The 21,335-nt window shown below is 63.5% G+C and carries 19 protein-coding genes; 13 read left to right on the top strand and 6 right to left on the bottom strand.

What is annotated here, in order from left to right:
* The first annotated feature begins 16 nt into the window (after positions 1 to 16).
* The 4 genes from JKL46_RS06155 (at position 17) to leuD (ending at position 5,165) form a co-directional block, all read left to right on the top strand.
* On the top strand, positions 17 to 2,080 hold the full coding sequence (locus JKL46_RS06155; RefSeq protein WP_201830891.1) for a hydantoinase/oxoprolinase family protein: 2,064 nt from the start codon (positions 17 to 19) through the stop codon (positions 2,078 to 2,080).
* A gap of 35 nt (positions 2,081 to 2,115) precedes the next feature.
* Positions 2,116 to 3,030, top strand: coding sequence for a methylisocitrate lyase (gene prpB, locus JKL46_RS06150; protein WP_201830890.1), 915 nt, complete (start codon positions 2,116 to 2,118; stop codon positions 3,028 to 3,030).
* Between the two features lie 62 nt (positions 3,031 to 3,092).
* Positions 3,093 to 4,526, top strand: a complete 1,434-nt coding sequence (gene leuC, locus JKL46_RS06145) for a 3-isopropylmalate dehydratase large subunit (RefSeq protein ID WP_201830888.1) — start codon at positions 3,093 to 3,095, stop codon at positions 4,524 to 4,526.
* A gap of 12 nt (positions 4,527 to 4,538) precedes the next feature.
* Positions 4,539 to 5,165, top strand: coding sequence for a 3-isopropylmalate dehydratase small subunit (leuD, locus tag JKL46_RS06140; protein ID WP_201830887.1), 627 nt, complete (start codon positions 4,539 to 4,541; stop codon positions 5,163 to 5,165).
* Positions 5,166 to 5,620: 455 nt separating this feature from the next.
* On the opposite strand, the gene JKL46_RS06135 is transcribed toward leuD, so the two are convergent.
* The 4 genes from JKL46_RS06135 to JKL46_RS06120 form a co-directional block, all read right to left on the bottom strand.
* Positions 5,621 to 6,460: a DUF1206 domain-containing protein gene (locus tag JKL46_RS06135; RefSeq protein ID WP_201830886.1), complete on the bottom strand. Its 840-nt coding sequence runs from the start codon at positions 6,458 to 6,460 to the stop codon at positions 5,621 to 5,623.
* Between the two features lie 80 nt (positions 6,461 to 6,540).
* A complete protein-coding gene (locus tag JKL46_RS06130; protein WP_343074023.1) occupies positions 6,541 to 7,560 on the bottom strand; it encodes an AI-2E family transporter in 1,020 nt (339 codons plus the stop codon).
* Between the two features lie 126 nt (positions 7,561 to 7,686).
* Positions 7,687 to 8,478 (bottom strand): YoaK family protein, encoded by a 792-nt coding sequence (locus JKL46_RS06125; protein ID WP_201830883.1) that lies wholly within the window; start codon positions 8,476 to 8,478, stop codon positions 7,687 to 7,689.
* Between the two features lie 87 nt (positions 8,479 to 8,565).
* Complete coding sequence (locus JKL46_RS06120) at positions 8,566 to 10,809, bottom strand: glycoside hydrolase family 3 N-terminal domain-containing protein (RefSeq protein ID WP_201830881.1); 2,244 nt, start codon at positions 10,807 to 10,809, stop codon at positions 8,566 to 8,568.
* 142 nt (positions 10,810 to 10,951) lie between these two features.
* Here JKL46_RS06120 and JKL46_RS06115 point away from each other — a divergent pair, with 142 nt between their 5' ends.
* Together JKL46_RS06115 and JKL46_RS06110 are read left to right on the top strand one after the other, a co-directional pair.
* Positions 10,952 to 12,472: a response regulator gene (locus JKL46_RS06115; protein WP_201830879.1), complete on the top strand. Its 1,521-nt coding sequence runs from the start codon at positions 10,952 to 10,954 to the stop codon at positions 12,470 to 12,472.
* Positions 12,473 to 12,553: 81 nt separating this feature from the next.
* Positions 12,554 to 13,315, top strand: coding sequence for an alpha/beta fold hydrolase (locus JKL46_RS06110; RefSeq protein WP_201830877.1), 762 nt, complete (start codon positions 12,554 to 12,556; stop codon positions 13,313 to 13,315).
* A 97-nt stretch (positions 13,316 to 13,412) separates the two neighbouring features.
* Here JKL46_RS06110 and JKL46_RS06105 read toward each other — a convergent pair whose 3' ends face one another.
* Together JKL46_RS06105 and JKL46_RS06100 are read right to left on the bottom strand one after the other, a co-directional pair.
* Positions 13,413 to 14,120, bottom strand: a complete 708-nt coding sequence (locus JKL46_RS06105) for a gamma-glutamyl-gamma-aminobutyrate hydrolase family protein (protein ID WP_201830875.1) — start codon at positions 14,118 to 14,120, stop codon at positions 13,413 to 13,415.
* Complete coding sequence (locus JKL46_RS06100) at positions 14,117 to 15,094, bottom strand: amidoligase family protein (RefSeq protein ID WP_201830873.1); 978 nt, start codon at positions 15,092 to 15,094, stop codon at positions 14,117 to 14,119. The genes JKL46_RS06105 and JKL46_RS06100 overlap by 4 nt, the downstream gene beginning before the upstream one ends.
* Positions 15,095 to 15,236: 142 nt before the next feature.
* On the opposite strand from JKL46_RS06100, the gene JKL46_RS06095 reads away from it, so the two are divergent.
* The 7 genes from JKL46_RS06095 to glf all read left to right on the top strand — a co-directional run bounded on the left by JKL46_RS06095 (position 15,237) and on the right by glf (position 21,316).
* Positions 15,237 to 16,658 (top strand): MATE family efflux transporter, encoded by a 1,422-nt coding sequence (locus JKL46_RS06095; protein ID WP_201830871.1) that lies wholly within the window; start codon positions 15,237 to 15,239, stop codon positions 16,656 to 16,658.
* 451 nt (positions 16,659 to 17,109) lie between these two features.
* Entirely contained in the window at positions 17,110 to 17,529 is a 420-nt protein-coding gene (locus JKL46_RS06090) for a septal ring lytic transglycosylase RlpA family protein (RefSeq protein WP_246529173.1), read from the top strand.
* Positions 17,530 to 17,587: 58 nt separating this feature from the next.
* Entirely contained in the window at positions 17,588 to 17,944 is a 357-nt protein-coding gene (locus tag JKL46_RS06085) for a hypothetical protein (protein ID WP_201830869.1), read from the top strand.
* 112 nt (positions 17,945 to 18,056) lie between these two features.
* Positions 18,057 to 18,362, top strand: coding sequence for a hypothetical protein (locus JKL46_RS06080; protein ID WP_201830867.1), 306 nt, complete (start codon positions 18,057 to 18,059; stop codon positions 18,360 to 18,362).
* A 70-nt stretch (positions 18,363 to 18,432) separates the two neighbouring features.
* Positions 18,433 to 18,744, top strand: coding sequence for a polyhydroxyalkanoic acid system family protein (locus JKL46_RS06075; RefSeq protein WP_201830865.1), 312 nt, complete (start codon positions 18,433 to 18,435; stop codon positions 18,742 to 18,744).
* 194 nt (positions 18,745 to 18,938) lie between these two features.
* A complete protein-coding gene (locus JKL46_RS06070) occupies positions 18,939 to 20,156 on the top strand; it encodes a glycosyltransferase family 1 protein (protein WP_201830862.1) in 1,218 nt (405 codons plus the stop codon).
* Positions 20,157 to 20,161: 5 nt separating this feature from the next.
* Positions 20,162 to 21,316 (top strand): UDP-galactopyranose mutase, encoded by a 1,155-nt coding sequence (glf, locus tag JKL46_RS06065; RefSeq protein WP_201830860.1) that lies wholly within the window; start codon positions 20,162 to 20,164, stop codon positions 21,314 to 21,316.
* Positions 21,317 to 21,335 lie beyond the last annotated feature (19 nt).

The following is a 21,335-nucleotide window of genomic DNA, read 5'->3' as shown; positions in this document are numbered from 1 at the left end:
AATTAGAAGGCGCACCATGTCGCTTGACGAGCTTTCCACTGATCCCACCTTTTCCCTCGCCATCGATACCGGCGGAACGTTCACCGATGTTTCCCTCGTCGACCGTTCCACGGGGCAGGAATGGAAGGCCAAGGTGCCATCGACGCCGGACGACCCGTCCCGTGGCTTCGTCAACGGCGTGCGCAGCGTCCTCGAGCTTGCCAATGTGACGCCGGAGCGCGTGAGCCACGTCCTCCACGGCACGACCGTCGCGACAAATGCCATTCTGGAAATGCGCGGCGCGGAATGCGCGCTTCTAACCACCCGCGGCTTCAAGCATGTTCTTGAGATCGGAAGGCATGATATTCCCCGGCAGGCGAATATGTTTTCCTGGGTCAAGCCGCAGCGCCCGATCCCTCCTCAGCGCATCTTCGAGATAACGGAGCGCATGTCGTTCGACGGGCAGGAGATCACGCCGCTCTCGGAAGAGGATATTCGTGAAGCTGCACTGCGCATCAGAGCGAAGGGTATTCGCTCCGTTGCGGTGTGCTACCTGCACTCCTATGCGAATGCTGCTCACGAGCGCCGGACACGCGAGATCCTCCTCGAAGAGGACGCCTCGTTCCAGATATCCCTCTCGAGTGAAGTCCTCCCAACATACCGTGAGTTCGAGCGCAGCATGACGACGGCACTCAATGCCTATGTCATGCCGCTTGTTTCTGATTACGTCGGCCGGCTTGAGGAAGGGCTGCGCGCCGAAAGAATCAAGGATGCCCGGCTACTTTTGGTTAAGTCGAATGGCGGCGTGACGGGCGCCGCGACCATTCGCAACGAACCTGTGCAGACTGCCTTATCCGGGCCCGCCGCCGGCGTGATCGGAGCCCGGTATACCGGCGACCTTTCCGGGGAGCAGAAACTCATTACGCTGGATATCGGCGGCACGTCTGCCGATATCTGCTTGATCGACGGCGCGGAGCCCGCGATCACGACGGAGGGCTCGGTAGGCACGTGGCCCGTTCACGTTCCGATGATCGCAATTCACACGATTGGTGCGGGCGGAGGCTCGATCGCCTATTCGGCCAGCGGCGGGCTTGCCGTGGGGCCGGCCAGCGCCGGCGCAGTGCCCGGCCCCGCATGCTATGGCAGAGGGGGCATCGAAGCTACCGTCACGGATGCTCATCTCGTCCTGGGGCATCTGCCAGAGCATCTGCTGCGCGGCGCGATGACGCTCGACAAGGACGCCGCCATGCGCGCCGTCGAGCGTCTCGCGCAAAAGCTTGGCACTGGCCTTTATGAGACCGCCCGTGGCATCATAGACGTGGCGAACAACAACATGATCGGCGCCATTCGCGTCGTCTCAGTCGAGAAGGGCTACGATCCAAAGGAGTTCTCCCTCCTGCCGTTCGGAGGTGCAGGACCGCTGCATGGCGGATTCATCGCTCGCGAATTGGGAATGAAGTCGATCATCGTCGGTCAGGGATGTGGCGTTCTGTCGAGCAAGGGCCTGCTCATCGCCGATCTGCGCAGTGATTTCAGCCGTACGTTGCTGCTGCGTTCCCCCTATGACGATCTCAGCCAGCTTTCGGTCCTATTCTCCGAATTGCAGGTGCAGGCCATGGCATGGCTGAAGACCGAGGGCATCTCGCCAGATCAGGCGGAACTGCGCTGGGCAGCCGCGTTCCGCTACGAAAACCAGGGTTATGAACTGGATGTGCCGTGGGAAGGGGCTGCAAACCGTGAGAGCTTGATGGCAGCCATCAAGCGCTTCCACGATCAGCATCGTCAACTCTACAGCTTTGACCAGAAGGATGCGCCGGTCGAACTCGCCGGCCTGCGCGTCAGCGCCGTCGGCAGGCTTAAGAAGCCCGACTTCAAGACTGTGCAGCCCGATGCAGGTGACGCCAGGACCGGACAGCAAAAGGTCTATCACGCCGGTGGGTGGATCGATTGTCCCATCTATGACCGTTCGCTGCTTGCGACGGATACGATCATCCCCGGCCCCGCCATCATTGAGCAGATGGATGCCACGACCTTTGTTCTTGCCGGACAGATCTGCATTGTCGAGGAGTCGGGCAACCTGATCATCCGCGAGCAAAGATAGCGCGACCTTCGCGTCATGGGGACTATGGAGACGTCATGTCATACCTCACCTTGAAATCGACGGGCTCGGAGCCCGCGGGCCTGAGATTCCGAAATCTCGTCGAGCGTGGTCATATTCTGCGGATGCCGGGTACGCATAATGGGCTCGCCGCCCTTCAGGCAGCGCGTGCCGGTTTTGAGGCAGTTTACCTGTCCGGCGCAGGCATGAGTTCCTCGATGGGACTTCCCGATCTGGGCATTATCACAGTCGATGAAGTCGCCTTCTTCATCCGCCAGATCTCTCGAGCCACCGGTTTGCCGATTTTGGTTGACGGCGACACGGGGTATGGAGAAGCGCTCAACGCCATGCATATGGTGCGCGTATTCGAGGAGGCTGGCGCGGGCGCTGTTCATCTCGAGGATCAGATCCTGCCGAAGAAATGCGGGCATCTCAACGACAAGAAACTTGCGTCTGCAGAGGACATGGCCGCAAAGGTCGCGGCCGCAGTCCGGGCGCGGAAGCAGCTCTACATCATTGCCCGAACCGATGCAGTTGCCTCAGAGGGGATGGATGCCGCCGTCAATCGCGCGAAAAAGTATCTGGAAGCCGGCGCCGATGCGATCTTCCCAGAGGCCCTGACCACAGCGGAGATGTTCAAAGAGTTCGCACAGCGTTTGCCGGGTGTGCCCCTGCTGGCGAACATGACCGAATTCGGAAGAACTCCCTTCTTCTCTGCCGATGAATTTGAGGCGATGGGATATAAGATGGTTATCTGGCCGGTCTCGGCATTGCGCGTTGCCACCCGTGCCCAGGAGAAACTTTTCAGCTCATTGGCGGCGAGTGGAAGCGCCAGCAGCCTAGTCGGCGAGATGTTCACCCGCGCGGAGCTCTACGACCTGATCGATCTTTCGGGATACGAGAGTCTCGACTCTTCGATTGTGCGAACCATTATCCCGGGCACGACGGCATGACCTTGATGCGGCAACCAGACGACTGCTAGCCGTAGAGCCTCCCGCCGAACTGGTATAATAGAATGTATACCCCGAACCGTAAGCATGTTACGCTTTTCGACAAGGTCTTCGACGCACATGTGATCGTCGAGCGCGAGGACGGCCAGTGCCTCCTCTGGATCGACCGGCACTTCCTTCATGAGGGCTCCTTCCATGCCTTCAACAAGCTGAAGGAACGCTCCGCCGAAGTCGCTCGCCCGGACCTAACCTTCGGCATCGAGGACCATTACGTCCCGACTCGCACGCGCGATCTCGGCAGGATCGACCCAGCCATCCGCGGCATGATCGAACAGCTGCGCGGCAACAGCCAGCGCCACGGTGTTCGTCGCTTCGGTCTCGACGATCCCGCTCAAGGCATCGTGCATGTCGTCGGCCCGGAGCAGGGCCTCACGCTCCCCGGCCTTACCATCGTCTGCGGCGACAGCCACACTGCGACCCATGGCGCCTTCGGGGCGATCGCCTTCGGCATCGGCGCCTCCGAGGTTGCACATGTGCTGATGACTCAGACGCTCTGGCAGAAGAAGCCGAAGCGCATGCGGATCAGCGTCGATGGCGAACTCACGCCAGGCGTTTCGGCCAAGGATCTCGCGCTCTCGACCATTGCCCGCATCGGTACGGGCGGTGCGGTCGGGCATGCGATCGAATATGCGGGCTCCACCATCCGCAGCCTCTCCATGGAAGGTCGGCTCACGCTTTGCAATCTCTCCATCGAGGCCGGCGGACGCTTCGGCATGATCGCGCCGGACGAGACAACCATCGAATACCTGCGCAATCGCCCGTTTGCGCCGAAGGGCGAGGCCTTCGAGCGTGGGGCGCAATACTGGCTGGCTCTGGCAAGCGATGCTGACGCCGTGTTCGACCACGAGATCACGCTCAATGCCGCCGAGATCGCGCCGGTGGTCACTTGGGGTATCACGCCTGAGGATGCCTCGCCGATTACGGCCCGGGTGCCCGATCCGGCGCAGATCCCCGATCCGGCCCGCGCCGCGCAAGTCCGCGATGCGCTGGACTACATGGATATTAAGCCTGGCCAGAGCCTCACGGATATCCGCATCGACCGGGTGTTCATTGGTTCCTGCACAAACAGCCGCATCGAGGATATCAGGGCGGCGGCAGCGATCCTTGTCGGCCGCAAAGCCAAGGTGCCGGGCCTGGTCTCGCCCGGTTCGATGCTGGTCAAGAAACAGGCCGAAGACGAAGGGCTAGACCGCATTATCCTTGAGGCCGGGCTCGAATGGGTCGATCCAGGCTGTTCCATGTGCGTCGGCATGAACGGCGACCTCGTGCCTCCCGGCGAGCGCTGTGCCTCGACCACCAATAGAAATTTCCGAGGCCGGCAGGGACCTGGATCGCGCACGCATCTGATGTCCCCGGCCATGGTCGCGGCAGCCGCCATTACCGGACACCTGACCGACATGCGGCTTCTGATGCGTGAACCGGTTCCGGCGCGGGATTGAAGGGGGATGCTCATGCAACCGTTCAAGAGCCTTGATGCTGTAGCCTGTCCACTGCCGCTGTCGAATGTCGATACAGATCAGCTCATTCCCGCCCGCTTCATGAAGCGCTCGCGAGCAGACGGTTATGGCAGCTTTCTGCTGCATGACTTGCGGTTCGACGAAACGGGCGCGGAAATGTCAAATTCCCCGCTCAACGATCCGGAACGACAGGGCGCCAGGATTCTTGTCACCCGCCGTAATTTCGGCTGCGGCTCGTCGCGGGAGGCTGCCGTCTATGCGCTAGTAGATTATGGGATCGCCTGCGTCATTGCGCCTTCCTTCGGGGATATCTTTTCCTCCAATGCTGTGAACAATGGTCTCTTGCCGGCGATTGTCAGTGAGGAAAATTGCGAAGCGTTGCTCAACGTTCTACGTGACGGTGCATTGACTGCGACCGTTGACCTTGGAGCGCTGACGATCTGGTCTGCCAATCTCATCCTGTCCTTCACGGTCGATCCGGTATGGCGCACCAAGCTGCTCAACGGTTGGGACGATATCGATCTAACGCAGAGTTATACCTCCGTGATCGCAAATTTTGCAAAAGTTGACCGCGAACGACGGCCTTGGATGCAGCCGAGCGAAAGGCCGGATAGCCAGTAGACCAGTCCTCCTGGGGCTGAAATGCAGCAAGCTCGCAAAGTTAAGGCAATGAAGATACGCGCCGCATGGACACACGCGACGATTCCCGTTGAATAGTCTGCGCCCTCTAGCACTCCGGCGTCAGGCTAATAGGTCGCTACGAGCGGCCTTGGTCATCGATATCCCGGGCTCGACCCTCGTTGCTTGTACAAGGACATCCTTCGAATATTTTTGTATGGGCGTTTGCACAGATATATGGATTACGAAGTCAGCACCAATCTGGTTTTCCTCGGAAGCTACTCAACGCCGATGGCGAACAACCGAACTGGACCACATGAGGCCGTCGATCTGCTTATCGAATTCTGCGTCGAGATTGCCGAGCAAGATCCCTGTAAGATCGTCCTCATCGGTAACCAGGCCATCACTGTACTTCCTCGTTGCGCGTCCAACAGCTTAATCTTCCGACCATCCTGCGCTTATAGTCCCAGCCGTGCCACGGCGGCTCTGGCGTCGTCTAGATCCGGCGGGTCGATGTGCCGGTAGCGGGCCTGGACGAGGCCGAAAAGGCCGAAGGCGAAGAGGCCGAGTGCGGTGAGAGCCAGGAGTACCCAGCCATAGGGCTGCTGCTGCAGCGTCTGGAGCGCACCGCCGAGGCCGTGCACCTCCGAAGACGTGGCGTGAAGGGCGGCAAGCCCTACGAAGCCACCGATCAGGACAAACACCACACCGCGGGCGGCAAAGCCCAGTCGACCGACGCTGCAGACCCATGTCTGCTTGTCGGCCGGCAGCTGGAGGCGCTCCGCTACGTTGCCGCGCCACGCCTTGGCCAGGAAGGCCAGCCCAGTCCCGATGATGGCGAGGCCGACGAGGCCCACCAGCCATCGGCCGAAGGGCTGGCCCATGAGCCAGGCGGTCCAGTCCTGGGCGGCTTGGTCTTCCCCGCCGCCAGAGCCATGTCCGAGGGCGAGGTTGAGAGCCGAGAGCGCAAGCCCGGCATAAATGAACCCGCTGATCAGATGGGCGGCGCGCACGCCCCAACCTTTCATGTCGGATCCGCGGCGATCGGCGTCGGTCAGCGCCTCCAGGAGCCGCCAGGCGCAGAAGCCGAACAGGCCAAGCGCAATCAGAGTGAGCCAGAACCGGCCGAAGGGCTGTGCGAGCACGGTCTGGAGCGCACCGCGGCTGCCGTCCGTCCGGCCGCCCGAGCCGATGGCGGCCAGCAGAGCGAGCGCACCGACGAGACCGTAGACCAAGCCCCGCGCGCCATAGCCCAAGCGAGCGAGGGTCTCGACGGGATTGCGGGTGGGATCGGGCATGGATTGCGGCTCCTTCGTGTCACGGTGAACCGCCATGCCTTTGCGGATGTTCCCGACCGAACGGTTCGGCCGGGCATCGATCAGGGATATCGACCCGGAACCGGCGTGCTCTGCTGGCGCCAAATGGTGAGCAGGGCTGCCATCAGCACCGGGCCGAGGAAGAGGCCGATCAGGCCGAAGGTTTCGAGGCCTCCTAGAATGCCGAGCAGGGTCCACAGGAAGGGCAGCTCGACGGCGCCGCCGATCAGGGCGGGCTGAACGAAATTGTCGCCGATCAGCATCACGGCGGCGCCCCAGGCGACGATCCCGGCGGCGGCCGCCATGGACCCGCCCGTCAGGACCAGGACGATGGCGGCGGTGCCGAAGGCGAGCCATGCGCCGAGGGGCAGCATGGCGAAGGCGATGGTGAGAACGGCGAAGAAGATCGCGTTCGGCACCCCTGCCATGACGTAGCCGATGCCAATCAGGATGCCTTCGCCGACGGCGACCAGGATCGTTCCGTTCACGGTGCCCCGCACGGCGACGGCCATGCTCTCGGCGAGACGCTCGCCCGGATGCCCGAACCAGCGGTCGATGACCGTCAGAACGTGATGGCCGATCTCGTCGCCGCTGCGCAGCAGGATGAAGAGGGTAAGGAAGGTCAGAAAGGCGTGCAGAAGGTGGGATGCCAGCGCGCCGCCGAGCGTTTTCGACCACGCGGTGACGGTCTGGCTGTCGAGGCCGCTCAGGAATTGCTCGGCAAGCTGCGGCCTCGCCAGATGGGCCTGCCACCATTGTGCCAGACGCTCGCCGGCCAGCGGCAGGCCGTGGAGCCATTCGGGCACCGGCAGGCCGTTCTGCTGAAGACGCGTCAGCCATCCGATCATGAACTCGCCCTCGCGGCCGATCTCGGCGAGGGCCAGCGCGAAGGGGATCATGAGCAGGAGGGCGAGGCTCGCCGTCACGAGGAGCGGTGCCGCGATGCGCGATCCTCCGAGGCGGCTCCGGATCCGGCGGTACAGCGGCCAGACGCTGATGGCGATGATCACCGCCCAGCCGAGGGTGATCAGATAGGACTGGATCATCCAGAACGCCAGCAGCAGCAGCAGCGCTGCGCCCACGAAACGCCTCGTCCGGCGAATGCGGACATCAGGGGTGCTTTCGTCGGACGGCGGGGGGAGGGGAGCCGCGGCTTTCTCTGGCATAGCCAAGGAAACTAGACCTGCGATCGCGCCCGCCAATCCCGCTCAGCCTGGGTGCGACCGTGAGAGCAGGTCCTCCACCAGAGGCGGCACCGAAATCAGAAGAAGCAGGGCTGCGAAAGGCAGCGCGAAGAGCAGGCCGATCCGGTCGAAGCCGATGGCGCCGATGACGCCGCCGGTGAAGAACGAGCACAGCAGCAGGCTTAAGAGACGCAGCTTGTGACGGTCCGCGACGACGCGATCAGGCCGCCTGCCATCCCGGTTCCAATAGGCGAGCTTGCCGAGTTCGATGCCGATGTCGGTGACGATGCCGGTCACATGAGTGGTGCGCATCCGGGCGCCCGAGATCTTGGTGATGGTGGCGTTCTGCAGGCCCATGATGAAGCACAGGAGCGGTATCGCAGTCGCGATGAAAGCCTGAGAGGAATGAGCGAGCCAGCCGAGGATTCCGAAGCCGAGGAGCAGGAGTGCCTCCAGCATGAGGGGCATGGCGAAGCGGCTGTGCAGGCTGTGCCGGCGGCCCCAGTTGATCAGGATGGCGGAGCAGGCGGCGCCGAGAACGAAGGGCAGGAAGGCCGCGAATCCGAGCCCCACCACGCTGAGCGCCCCCAGGGCCAGATTGTCGGCCATGGACGAGAGGATGCCGGACATGTGCGAGGTATATTGGCCGACGGCGAGAAAGCCGCCGGCATTGATCGCGCCGGCGACGAAGGTCAGCACCAGGCCGAGCAGGGTGTCGGCCGCGTCGGAGCGTTCGGAGGCGGCGATGCCCTTCACCGACCGGACGGAGCGGGTGGCGAAGCTGCGGTGCTCTCGGATCGTCGGCGGTGCATTCATCGGCTCCAGTGTAGGGCCGATCCCTCAGCACAGCCAGGGCCCGGGCACGCGGCCCGAGGCGAGTGTCCCGGCGGCGCGCTCTGTCCCCTACTGCACGATGCCGGTCGCGGCCGAGGCGCGCCGCTCCATGGGCGGAATGCGGAAGGTCTTCACGATCTCCACATCGCCCACGGGCTCCGCGAGCGAATTGCCGCCGACGAAGACCTGGATCGTGCCGGCCTCGACGAGATAGGTGCCGTCGTCGAGATGGAAGCCGAGGGATTCGACCGGCACCTGCAGGGTCACGCGCTTCGCCTCGCCGGCCTTGAGGGCGATCTTCTCGAAGGCCTTCAACTCGCGCAAGGGCCGGCTGCGGCTCGCCACAGGATCGCGGGTATAGAGCTGCACCACCTCCTGGCCGTCCCTTGCGCCCGTGTTCTTCACGGTCAAGGAAACCTCCAGCATCTCACCTTCGCCGATCTGCTTCTGAGCCATCACCGTGTCGGAATAGGCGAAGCGGGTATAGCTCAGGCCCCAGCCGAACGGATAGAGCGGCGTGATCTCCTCGTCGATGTAATGCAGGGTGAAGCGGTTGTTCGGCAGGGTCGGGCGCCCGGTGGGCAGGCGGTTGTAGTAGATCGGCATCTGGCCGGTGGCGCGCGGCCAGGTGACGGGCAGCTTGCCGCTCGGGTTCACGTCGCCGAACAGCACGTCGGCCACGGCGGGGCCGGCTTCCGTGCCCGGATACCAGGCCATCAGGATCGACGGGATGCTCTCTGCCACCGGTCCCAGTATCTGCGGGCGGCCGCCCATGATCACGAGGGCCACCGGCTTGCCGGCCTTGGCGAGGGCTTCCAGAACCTCGATCTGCTTGCCGTTGAGCTCCATATGCGCGCGGGACGCGGCCTCGCCGGAGAGTTCCTGCGGCTCGCCGAAGACGGCGATGACGAAGTCCGATTGCTTTGCCGCATCGAGGGCCGCCTGCAGGCCCGCCGTGTCGCGGCAGAAGAGGTCGCAGGCCGGAGCATGGCGCACGGCGATGCCGACACCTTCCGCGCGGCGGCGGATGCCCTCGAGGATCGAGACGCTGTCCTCCTTATGCCCGCGCGCGGCGTGCGGACCCATCTGGTCGTGCGGCGCATCGGCAAGCGGACCGACCACCGCAACGGAGCGCACGCTCGAGGGGATCGGCAGCACGTCGCCACGGTTCTGCAGCAGCACGAAGGTTTCGCGCGCCACCTCGCGCGCGGCCTGGCGCGATTCCGGTGACGGGAAGGCGCTGTCGAGATGGGACGTATCGATGTCCGGACCGTCGAACAGGCCCATGCGGAACTTGGTGCGCAGCACGCGGCGCACGGATTCGTCGACGACGCTTTCCGGCACCCGGCCGGCGCGCACCTCGTCCGGCAGGTGCTTGATGTAGAGCAGGCCCATCATGTCCATGTCGACGCCGGCGAGGATCGCCTTGCGCGCGGCCTCGGCGCCATCCGCCGCGATGCCGTGGTTGATCAGTTCGCCGATGCCGACCCAGTCGGAGGTGACGAAACCGTCGAAGCCCCATTGCTTGCGCAGCACGTCCGTCAGCAGCCAGGGATTGGCGGTCGAGGGCTCGCCGTTGAGCGCATTGAACGCAGCCATGAAGCTTGCCGTGCCGGCCTCCACCGCGGCGCGGAAGGGCGGCAGATAGGTGTCGTACATCTCCGCGCGCGGGATGTAGGTGGTGTCGTAGTCGCGCCCGCCCTGGGGGGCGCCGTAGCCCGCGAAATGCTTTGCCGCGGCGGCGAGGCCGCCCGCGCGGAACCCTTCGACGCGGGCCGCCGTGAGAGCGGCACCCAGCGTCGGATCCTCGCCGAAGCCTTCGACGATGCGGCCCCAGCGGCTGTCGCGCGAAAGATCCGCCATCGGCGCGAAAGTCCAGTTCACGCCCACATAGGACGCTTCCCTGGCGGCCCATTCGGAGGCGAACCGGGAGATGCGTGGGCTGAAGGCGGCAGCCTCGCCCAAGGGAAGCGGGAACTGGGTACGAAACCCGTGCAGCACGTCGAGGCCGAAGAGCGGCGGGATCTTGAGGCGGCTCTGGCGCGCCAGGGCCTGGGCGCGGGCCACGTCCTGCGCGCTGTTGAAGTTGAGGAGGGCTCCAGCCTTCCCCTCCGAGATGTCCTCCCAGCGCAGCGGCGGACCGTGGGAGACAAGATTCAGCTGGCCGACCTTCTCCTCCAGGGTCATCTGGGCGAGGAGGTCGTTCACGCGGCGCTCGATCGCCTCCTGGGCGCCTGCTTTCGGGAGAAATGTGGCCGTCATAGCCAAGGCAAGGGTCAGTTGCGTCAAGCCAGGGACATCAGAAAGCCGCACAATTATCTCCTTTGTCGGGCACTAACACTTTATTGCGAGGCCGTGCTCGCTTGTCGTCCTGATTGCGTTAGCCAAGATAGGCGTTGCAAGTGGCGTCTGGGGGGCGTCAGGTCAATTCATATTTTCGAAAAGCGGAATTCCCTTGCTGCCCGTCTCGCTGAAGCTGACCCTCCTGAGCCTGTCCTGCGCCCTGATCATGTCGGGTTTCGGGCTGGCGGTGGCTGCCTATGTCAGAAGCTCGGCTCTCGTGGCGGCCTCCGCAGGGCTCTTCCTGCTGCTCGCCGCCGGGGCTCCGCTGCTGATCGGCCGGCAAATCAAACAGGCCGTGCGCGAGCGTGACGACAGCCCATCGGATGATTTCGCGGTGTTCGACGAGGTGACGGTCGCCTCCTTCGAGCCGCCGGTCGTCGAAGTGCCACCTTTCGGCGAATTTTCCGCCTTCGAGGAAACGCCCGCGCCCGACGAGGACGATGCCCTGCGCCGCATGCAGAAGGCGCAGGCCGTAGACCGCCTGCGCGAAGGCATCACCCACGACCTCAACAACAAGCTGATGGTGATCGGCGCCAACATCGATGCGGCGGCGCGCCAGCTCAAGGATCAGCCGATCCTGCAGCGCAAGCTGCTCTCGGCGCTCGTGGCGGCCGATCAGGCCGCCAAGCTCATCGCGCAATCGAGTGCTTTCGCGCGGCAGGGCGAAACCAAGCTTCAATATGTGAACATCGCGGAGCAGGTGGGTTCGGTGGCCGATCTGTTGAGTCGCTCGCTCCTGCGCGACACGGTCGAGCTGCGCCTGTCGCTCGCGGAGGACCTGTGGTCCATCGAGGCCAATCCCGACGACATCCAGACCGCCATCGTGACCTTGAGCGCCCATGCGCGCGATGCCCTGCCGCAGGGCGGTTTCATCACGATGGAGGCCCGTAATGTGCAGGTCGAAAAGGGGTCGCTTCCGGACCTGACGCGCGAAGGGGATTTCGTGCAGCTCACGATCCACAGCGCCGGGCCGGACGAGGAGCGGCCGACGGGTTCCGGCGTCGAGCTGGAGCCGAGCTTCGCCCTACGCGATCTGGATCTGTCGTCCTGGCTCTCCCTGCGCCAGAGCCTGCATTTCCTGCAGGGCATCGGCGGCGCCTCGGAAGTGCGCCGGGACGCGGCCGGCACCGCGATCATCCTGTATCTGCCCCGCGCCGACGCCGCGACCATGCTGCCGGCCGGCACCGCGAGCGAGGAAGACGTGGCGGAGGCGAGCGTGCCGAACCACACGGAAATTCTCGTGGTGGACGACGAGCTCGAAGTGGCGCTCGCCCTGCAATCGACGCTCGAGGAGTTCGGTTACGTAACGAGCATCGCGACCGACGCCGCGCAGGCGGTGAAGAGCCTGAACCTGCGCCGGCCCTCTCTCGTCCTGGCGGATGTGGCCATGCCCGGCACGATGAACGGCGTCATGCTGGCTCGTGAAGTGCGTCAGACCTTCCCGAGCCTGCTGGTGGTGCTGATCACCGGCAATCCCGTCGTTGCCGGCGAGGACAGCGAGTTTCCGCTCCTGCAAAAGCCGATCCTCAGCCGCGATCTGCATGCGGCGATCCAGCGGCAGCTGAGCGTGCAGAGAGAGAACGACAACAAGGTCATCCCCCTGTTCCCGCGCGCATCGAGGCGTGCGCGCTAAAGCATCGGACCCAAAAGTGGATTTGCACTTTTGGGATGAATCCGATGCTCTAAAAACATCTGTACCCGGGAGCCCTCCACGATGGATCGCCGGTTCTTTCTCGGACTGCTCGCGGCCGCCGCCGCGCCGCTCCCTTGGAGTTCTGCGCGCGCAGCAGATCCTGTTCCCGCGGCAAGGAACGTGGTGCTGGTGCATGGGCTGTTCGCCGACGGTTCGTGCTGGACTGAAGTCATTCCCCGCCTGCAGGCCGCGGGGCTCAACGTCACATCCGTGCAAAATCCGCTGACGACCCTCGACGAGGCCGTAGCAGTGACCCAGCGCGTGCTGGCGCGGCAGGAAGGGCCGACCGTCCTGGTCGGACATTCCTTCGCCGGCATGATCGTCACGGAGGCAGGTGTCGATCCAAAGGTTTCGGCACTGGTGTACGTGGCCGCGCGGGCTCCGGATCCAGGCGAGGACTACGCGGCGCTCGCCATGCAATATCCGACGCCGCCTGCAACGGCAGGCATCGTCTACGACGGCGACGAGGGGCGGCTCAGCGAGGCCGCGTTCCTGCGCGACTTCGCAGGCGATCTGCCGGAGGCGCGGGCGAAGGTGCTCTATGCGGTGCAGGAGCCGTTTCACAAGGCCTTGCTGACCGGCAGGACGAAGCAGGCGGCATGGCGGTCGAAGCCGAGCTTCTATGCGGTCTCGACCGAGGACCGGACGATCAATCCCGATCTGCAGCGCTTCATGGCCAAGCGAATGGGCGCGGAGACGATCGAGGTGAAGGCGAGCCATCTCTCGCTCATCTCGCAGCCCGACATCATCGCCACGTTGATCCTGAAGGCGGCGGGCCAGTAACGCGCTAGAGCCGTTTCCATCTGGGTGGAATCAGCTCTCTTCCTTGCTTTGCCGCATTTTTGGACGGCGAACCGGATCCACTTCGCCGAATAATGCTCTAAACGCTTCCTGCGAGCACTTCAGCGGAGAGTGGAATCACGGCCTTCCGGGCTGCGTCCGCCAGCGCTTCGAACAGCCGCTGCTGCGGCTTTTTCCAGACCAGAAGCTCGGGATGCCATTGCACGCCGAGCAGGAACGGAGCGGTCTCGCTCTCGATCGCCTGCACGATACCGCTTTCGTCGCGCGCGGCGATTGTCAGGTTTCGGCCGAGCCGGTCGACCGATTGGTGGTGAAGCGCATTCACCAGGCAGGGATTGCAGCGCAGGATGCGATTCAAGCGCGATCCGGATTCGACGGAGACCGTCTTGCGCGGCAGAACCGTGCGCATCTTCGGCGCCTGCACATAGACCTCGTAAATGTCGGTGTGCAGGGTGCCGCCGAGCGCTACGTTGATCATCTGCGAGCCGCGGCAGATGCCGAGAACCGGCAGCCCTGCGGGAATGGCGGCCTTGAGCAGGCCGAGCTCCATCTTGTCGCGCTCGGGATCGATGCGCACGTCCGGCAGGACCTTGCCGCCATAGATCTCCGCACCGATATCGTCGCCGCCGCCGATGACGAGGCCCTGCATCGGCTCGGAGGGCATCGGATCCCCGGGCATGAGACGAACCGAGCGCGCGCCTGCGCGATACAGCGCCAGCCGATGCATCAGGTAGCTGCGCCAGCCGCCGCTCCGGGACGTGGTGACGCCGATGAGCGGACGCGTCATGACTTCAGTACCTGTTCCGCCACGTTGGCCCAGCTCTTGTCCTCGCCCTCGAAGGCAAGAAAGGCTACGCCGAAGGCATCGAGCCGCTCGCGGTCGGCGGCGAGACGCTCGACGCAGACCCAGCGGTTCCAGTCCGGCGCGATGCTCCAGCCGGGATCGCTCAGGCGGGCATCGGGCAGGCGGTAATGAAAGGTCGGGCGCCCGTTGATCTTCTCGTTCGGCAGCACCGCGCGCACCCGTTTCTCGTCGAAATGATGCAGGAGCGGCAAGAGATCGAGATCGCGGTTCCGGGTCGGATTGAAAGTGAGGTAGTCGTCGATGAAGGCGGGGATGTCCGGCCAGTAATCCGGCGCCGCGATCCTGCGCACGTAATCTACCGGAAAAGGATCGGCGAAGCCGAGGAGGCTGCGGGTCGGATCAGGCGAGGCCTCGCGCCGGAGCCATGAATTGAGCAGCGCGAAGCTCTTCATGAAAGCCGTGATCGTGGCCGCGTCCAGACGCGGAACCTCCGGGTTGAAATGCAGACCGAAGGCATAGACGAGCGCATCCTGCGTGCCCTTGGCGCCGGCGCCGCGCAGAACGGCAAGGATCCGGTTGAGCTCCTGCAGCCGGTCGAGGGGGATGGGAGAGGTGACGAGTTCGCACGGGACGAGATAGCGCGCTGCGAAGCCGAAAAGGGCGGCAATCTTGGGCAGGACCCCGTGCCTGGTTCCAGCCTCCTTGCCGGGATGCAGGATCCGGCTGTCGAGCTCCACGACGAGGTCGCCGATAGCCGATTCCTTGAGGGCGAAGGCGTGGGGATCCTCCTCGATCAGCCTTCCGCCGAGGGCTTCCTGCAAGGCCTGCACGGCCCGCTCCGCGGAAGGGCCGACGAATTCGATCTCGACGCCGACCGTGCGCATGCCACCCCGGGCATTGTGCAGGATCGGGGGCAGGTCGAATTCGATCTCGGTCGAGAGCGCCGGTTGCGCCATCGTGAACTCCGGAAAAACAACACGGAAACGTGAATACCGTTGAACGGGCGCGCTTCGGCTCAGGTTCCTTGGGACGGCGCGGGTCCACCGTGCCGGCCAAGGTGTGGCTTTCCGACGGCAGGTTGGCTAGAAACGCGCCACCATGATCGTGAGAGATTCGACCTTTGAAAGAGCCGCCTGGCTGGCGGAGCTGCGGGCCACCTTGTCCCTGGGCTGGCCGCTGGTGCTCGCAACCCTGGCCCAGACCGCCCTGATCACGTCGGACGTGATCCTGATGGGCTGGATGGGCTCGGAAGCCCTGGCGGCGGGTGCGCTCGGCACGAATCTCTATTTCGCCTTCCTCATCTTCGGCATCGGCCTCGTCAACGCAACCTCGCCGATGATCGCCGAGGAGCTGGGCCGCAAGCGCCATTCCGTGCGCGAGGTCCGCCGCACGGTACGCCAGGGCCTATGGTCTTCGGTCACCATCGCCATTCCGATCTGGATCGTGACTTGGAACGGCGAAAAGCTGCTGCTGGCTATCGGGCAGGCGCCCGGGCTTGCCCAAAGCGCCGGCGAATATGTGCGCGCGCTCCAGTGGAGCATCCTGCCATTCCTGCTCTTCCTGGTGCTGCGCTCGTTCCTGGCGGCGCTGGAGCGCCCCGGCTGGGCGCTGTTCATCGGCCTGCTCGCCATCCCGGTCAATTTCGCCGCCGCCTATGCGCTGATGTTCGGGGCTCTCGGCCTGCCGGCCTTGGGCCTGATCGGCGCGGGGCTCGGCACGGTGTTGTCCAGCACCTTCATGTTCGTGGCGCTCGCCCTGGTGATCGCCTTTCACCCGAGGCTCAAGCGCTATCACATCTTCGGGCGCTTCTGGCGGGCCGACTGGCCGCGCTATCGCACGCTCTGGCAGATCGGCCTTCCCATCGGCCTGACTCTGACCTTCGAGGTTACGATCTTCAATGCCGCAGCCATGCTCATGGGCCGGATCGGCGAGAACGAGCTGGCGGCTCATGCCATCGCTCTGCAGATCGCCTCCTTTTGCTTCTCGGTTCCGCTCGGAATCGGGCAGGCGGTGACGGTGCGCGTGGGGCGAGCCTATGGCGCGCAGGATCCGGACGGGGTCACACGCGCCGGCTGGACCTCCTTCGCGCTCGGTACCGGCTTCATGACCATCACGGCAGCGCTCATGCTGTTCGCGCCGAACCTTCTGATCGGCGCCTTCATGGACGTGACCGATCCGAAGAACGCGCTCGTTGTCGATCTGGCGCGCTCGTTCCTGCTGCTGGCCGCCATCTTCCAGCTGGCCGATGGTGCGCAGGCGGTCGGCGCCGGAATGCTGCGCGGATTGCAGGACACCCGCATCCCCATGCTCTATGCGGCCTTCGGCTATTGGGGGATCGGCCTGCCTCTCGGCGCCGTCCTGGCCTTCGGCACCGGCCTTCGCGGCGTCGGCATCTGGATCGGGCTTGCCACCGCCCTCGCGGTCGTGGCCTCGCTGATGCTGTGGCGCTGGCTGCGCCGCGACCGGCTGGGGCTGGTCACCGCCGTGCCGCGCGACGTTCAGGAAGCATTCGCAGGCTGAGCGGCCGGCCGTGACAGGCCACTCTTCCGAATCACGTGCCCTCTCAGGTCGGACATCCCCACATCGGTGAGACGGCTTTGGACTGTGCTTCGAGCGCAGGCCTGTGCACTGCGATCTGCCGCGGCCCTGACCATATGGGAGCATCCTGCTGGCGGCGCCCGGACGATTCGACGTGAATCCGCTGATTGACCTTCGGGAAACGGCAAAAGTCTGAACTAGGTCGGCTTGGCCGTTTGGGTATCGTGATCACGGAATTGTGATCGAATTTTCGTTGAGATAAGGAAACATTATCCAGGCTATAGTGCGACGCAAAAATTTTTATCAGGCTAATTTTGCCAATAGTTCGCCACCTCCAAAGGATGAGTGAGCGTAGAAAAATAGCCAGGCGCCTTATTCTTGCCTTCTTAAAGTTGAGCTTCACTTCCAAGGAAAACGGAAGGGGAGACCGTCCTTGAAGAATAAGCTCACCCGGGCATCTGCGATGGTGCCACTACTTTTTGTTGCGGCGTGCAATACGACCGCATCCAACGATCCTTCGATCACCGGATCGATCTCACAGGCGAATATCGAGGCGGGTAACGCGTTCCAGCGCGGCACCGCGTCCTGGTACGGACCTGGCTTCCACGGGCGCAAGACCGCCAGCGGCGAACGCTTCAACTCCTACGACATGACGGCCGCCCACCGCTCCCTGCCGTTCGGCACGCGGCTCAAGGTCACCAACGAAACCAACGGCCGCTCGGTCGTGGTCCGGGTCAACGACCGCGGTCCTTTCGCCCACCGGCGCATCATCGATCTTGCCAAGGGGCCGGCTCAGGCGCTCGGCCTGACGAGCGTGGGCACGGCCTACGTCTCCCTGCATCGGTTGGATTAGGCGCTTCTTAATTCCTTGCGGCGATTCTTGGTTCGATTCGGGACCAAGGGTTGCGTAGATGGAATCGAAATCGTTTCAGGCGGCGAATGTCGTCCGCTTTCCGGGCGCGCGCGCGTCGACCAATCCTCACCGCGATCAACGCGCGCTGATGGATGCAGTCTATGCGGCGGGCACTCTGCCGATCGAGGCTGAGGACCGCGCAGCCAAGGTCGCGGCGACACGGCTCACCATTTTCGGCTTCGTCGTGATCGACGAGGTGCAGGTGGATGGCACCCTGCGCCGTCTCCGTCCGTCCGAGGCTTTTCACACCTGCACCGCCCGGCCCTGGCGCATCTCCAAGCCGTCCGGCCGCTATCGCCTCGACGAGCGCATGCCCCGGACCGATCGCGAGCTTTTCGCTGCCCTGCAGGCGTAGCGCCGTTCCACCTGCGTGGATTTTAACTTTTCCTCCGGCGCTACCGAGGGGCTCGCCTTCCAAAAGGTCTGAACTATCTTTCCGCATCGGTCCATGGCTTACGGGGATGGTGATGCATCTGGTTCAGATTCTGCTGCCGCTTGCCGACAACGCCCGCCGTCGCTTCGACGGCAAGACCTATGGACGGGTCCGCACGGAACTGTCCGAGCGGTTCGGTGGAATCACGAGCTTCACGCGCGCTCCGGCGGACGGGATGTGGCGGGAAGGCGGCCACACGGCGCACGACGACATCGTGGTGTTCGAGGTCATGGCGCGCGAGATCGACCATGCCTGGTGGGAGCGCTATCGCGCCGAGCTCGAGCGACGCTTCGATCAGGAAACCATCGTCGTCCGCGCGATCCGCGTCGAGATGCTGTAGCGATTGCGGGCAAGCCATCGGAACCGGAGCGGCCCCGCTTCGCTTGTTCCGTCGAAAGCGGAGTATTTCGATGGCCAAGCCTCTCGTCGTTTCCATTCCCCACAATCTCGGCCAAGCCGAAGCCCAGCGGCGGCTGCAGGGTGGCATGACGAGCCTGAAGTCGCAGTTCGGCGATAAGGTCGCATCCATCAACGAGAGCTGGAACGCGAACCGCATGGATTTCCGCGTCGGTGCCATGGGCCAGAACGTCAACGGCCATCTCGAAGTGATGCAGGATCAGGTGCGCGTCGAGCTGCAACTGCCGTGGATTCTTGCCATGGTTGCGGAAAAGGCAAAGACCTTCATCCAGAAGCAGGGAACGCTTCTCCTGGAAAAGAAATGATGCCGATCTGTCGATGAACACATGTTCATGAAGATGAACGCAAAGGGAACTAAACGGCCCCGTCAGCGTTGTTAAATCGATTGCGACCGGGCCCGCCTTGCCGGTGCACGTCACGTAAAAGACATCGCTCTTTATCATCCCGGCCGTGTTCTTCCGCCCGATCGCGACAGATATCTCTTTTTGAGGATGGCGCTATGCATGAGCGTTTGACGACGCATTCCTATGCCTTTCGTTCGCCGTTAAAAACCGATCCCGACAAGCCCCTTCTCGTATGTTTTTCCCATTTGCGATGGGATTTCGTGTGGCAGCGCCCTCAGCATCTCCTCAGCCGAGCCGTCAAGCATTACGACGTTCTGTTCATCGAAGAGCCGATTTTCAAGTCCGGCGTGAGCCCGCATATGGATCTGAGCGAGCGGCCGCAAGGCGTCACGGTTGCGGTTCCGATTCTGCCGGAAGGGATCCCGCATGAGGATGTCATTGTCGAGCAGCACGACCTGATCGAGGAGCTGATCGGACGCGAAGCGGCGGGACCGCGCGTGTTCTGGTACTACACGCCCATGGCGATGGCCTTCACCAGCGACCTCGAATGCGATCTGTGCGTCTACGACAACATGGACGAGCTGTCGCTCTTCCGCGGCGCGTCGCAGGAACTGCTCGATCTCGAGAATGCGCTGTTCACGCGCTGCGACCTCGTGTTCACCGGCGGAATGAGCCTTTACGAGGCCAAGCGCCATCGTCACCGCAGCGTTCATGGCTTCCCATCCTCGATCGATGCCCACCATTTCTCGCAGGCGCGCACGATTCACGCCGATCCCGAAGACCAGGCCGGAATTCCCCACATCCGCCTCGGCTTCTTCGGCGTGATCGACGAGCGCATGGACATCGATCTTCTGGCAAGCGTCGCCGAGCTGCGCCCCGACTGGCATTTCGTGATGATCGGGCCGGTGGTGAAGATCGACTCCGCGACCTTGCCGCGGCGGTCCAACATCCATTGGCTCGGCGGAAAATCCTACGATGAGCTGCCGCGTTACCTGTCGGGCTGGGATGTCGGATTCATGAACTTCGCCCTGAACGAAGCGACGCGCTTCATCAGCCCGACCAAGACGCCCGAATTCCTCGCCGCCGGCGTGCCCGTGGTCTCGACGCCGATCACCGACGTGGTGCGGCCCTATGGCGAGAAAGGTCTGGTCGAGATCACGAAGGATGCGGGCGAGGTGGTGACGAAGGTCGAGGCCATCCTCGCACGGCCGAAGGAGCCTTGGCTCGCCAAGGTCGACCGGCATCTCGCCGCGGGATCCTGGGACAAGACATGGGCATCCATGCATAAGCTGATGCTCGACGCCTCCGGCGATACAGCTCCCGAGCGCGCGACGTCCTCACTCCCCGTTTACGCCACGACGCCCGCGGAGTGACCGGCATGTATGATTGGCTGATCGTCGGTGCCGGCTTCGCGGGCAGCGTTCTCGCGGAGCGCCTGGCAAACGAGCGCAATGAGCGTGTTCTTCTCATCGATCGTCGCAGCCATATCGGCGGAAACGCCTATGACCGCTATGACGATGACGGGCTGTTGATCCATCAATATGGCCCGCACATCTTCCATACGAACTCCAAGCAGATCGTCGAGTATCTCTCGCGCTTCACCGACTGGCGTCCTTACGAGCATCGGGTGCTGGCGGAGGTGGACGGCATGCTCGTGCCGATCCCGATCAATCTGGATACGGTCAACAAGCTCTACAATCTGAGCCTCACATCGGAAGAGCTGCAGGGCTGGTTCGCGGAGCGGGCCGAGAAGAAGGACGAGATCAAGACGTCGGAGGATGTGGTGGTCTCCGTCGTCGGCCGTGAGCTCTACGAAAAATTCTTCCGTGGCTATACCCGCAAGCAATGGGGGCTCGACCCTTCGGAACTCGACAAATCGGTGACGGCGCGGGTACCGACACGCACCAGCCGGGACGACCGCTATTTCACCGACGAATTCCAGCTCATGCCGAAGCACGGCTACACGCGGATGTTCGAAAGGATGGTGCGCCATCCCAACATCCACGTCATGACGCAGACGGACTACAAGGACGTGAAGGGCCTCGTTCCCCACCGTCGCGTCATCTTTACCGGTCCCATCGACGAGTATTTCAATTTCCAGTTCGGCCGGCTCCCTTACCGATCCCTGCGCTTCGAACACGTGACGCTCAACAAGCGCTGGCATCAGCCGGTCGGGGTCGTGAACTATCCGCAAACACATGCCTATACCCGCATCACCGAATACAAGCATCTGACCGGTCAGGATCACGCCAAGACGGCGCTCACCTACGAGTTTCCTTCCGCCGAGGGCGATCCCTATTATCCGATTCCGAAGGCCGAGAATCAGGAGCTGTTCAAGAAGTACGAACGCCTGGCGCTCGCAACGCCCGATGTGTGGTTCGTCGGCCGTCTCGCCACCTACCGCTACTACAACATGGACCAGATCGTCGGTCAGGCGCTTGCCACATTCCGGCGCATCAACGAATCCCTGCCCGTCGGCGCGGATACGACGGCCGTCAAGGTCGTATCGCCATCGGCCGCGCGGATTTCGTGAGCCCTGAGCGACGATCGGC

It is taken from the genome of Microvirga zambiensis WSM3693 (assembly GCF_016735695.1).
Lineage (GTDB): Bacteria > Pseudomonadota > Alphaproteobacteria > Rhizobiales > Beijerinckiaceae > Microvirga > Microvirga zambiensis.
This window is presented reverse-complemented; position numbering and strand designations above follow the sequence as displayed.

Coding starts and splice junctions, on each gene's coding strand:
- JKL46_RS06155 (WP_201830891.1), top strand. CDS start 17: ATGTCGCTTGACGAGCTTTCCACTGATCCCACCTTTTCCCTCGCCATC.
- prpB (WP_201830890.1), top strand. CDS start 2,116: ATGTCATACCTCACCTTGAAATCGACGGGCTCGGAGCCCGCGGGCCTG.
- leuC (WP_201830888.1), top strand. CDS start 3,093: ATGTATACCCCGAACCGTAAGCATGTTACGCTTTTCGACAAGGTCTTC.
- leuD (WP_201830887.1), top strand. CDS start 4,539: ATGCAACCGTTCAAGAGCCTTGATGCTGTAGCCTGTCCACTGCCGCTG.
- JKL46_RS06135 (WP_201830886.1), bottom strand. CDS start 6,460: ATGCCCGATCCCACCCGCAATCCCGTCGAGACCCTCGCTCGCTTGGGC.
- JKL46_RS06125 (WP_201830883.1), bottom strand. CDS start 8,478: ATGAATGCACCGCCGACGATCCGAGAGCACCGCAGCTTCGCCACCCGC.
- JKL46_RS06110 (WP_201830877.1), top strand. CDS start 12,554: ATGGATCGCCGGTTCTTTCTCGGACTGCTCGCGGCCGCCGCCGCGCCG.
- JKL46_RS06105 (WP_201830875.1), bottom strand. CDS start 14,120: ATGACGCGTCCGCTCATCGGCGTCACCACGTCCCGGAGCGGCGGCTGG.
- JKL46_RS06100 (WP_201830873.1), bottom strand. CDS start 15,094: ATGGCGCAACCGGCGCTCTCGACCGAGATCGAATTCGACCTGCCCCCG.
- JKL46_RS06095 (WP_201830871.1), top strand. CDS start 15,237: ATGATCGTGAGAGATTCGACCTTTGAAAGAGCCGCCTGGCTGGCGGAG.
- JKL46_RS06085 (WP_201830869.1), top strand. CDS start 17,588: ATGGAATCGAAATCGTTTCAGGCGGCGAATGTCGTCCGCTTTCCGGGC.
- JKL46_RS06080 (WP_201830867.1), top strand. CDS start 18,057: ATGCATCTGGTTCAGATTCTGCTGCCGCTTGCCGACAACGCCCGCCGT.
- JKL46_RS06075 (WP_201830865.1), top strand. CDS start 18,433: ATGGCCAAGCCTCTCGTCGTTTCCATTCCCCACAATCTCGGCCAAGCC.
- JKL46_RS06070 (WP_201830862.1), top strand. CDS start 18,939: ATGCATGAGCGTTTGACGACGCATTCCTATGCCTTTCGTTCGCCGTTA.
- glf (WP_201830860.1), top strand. CDS start 20,162: ATGTATGATTGGCTGATCGTCGGTGCCGGCTTCGCGGGCAGCGTTCTC.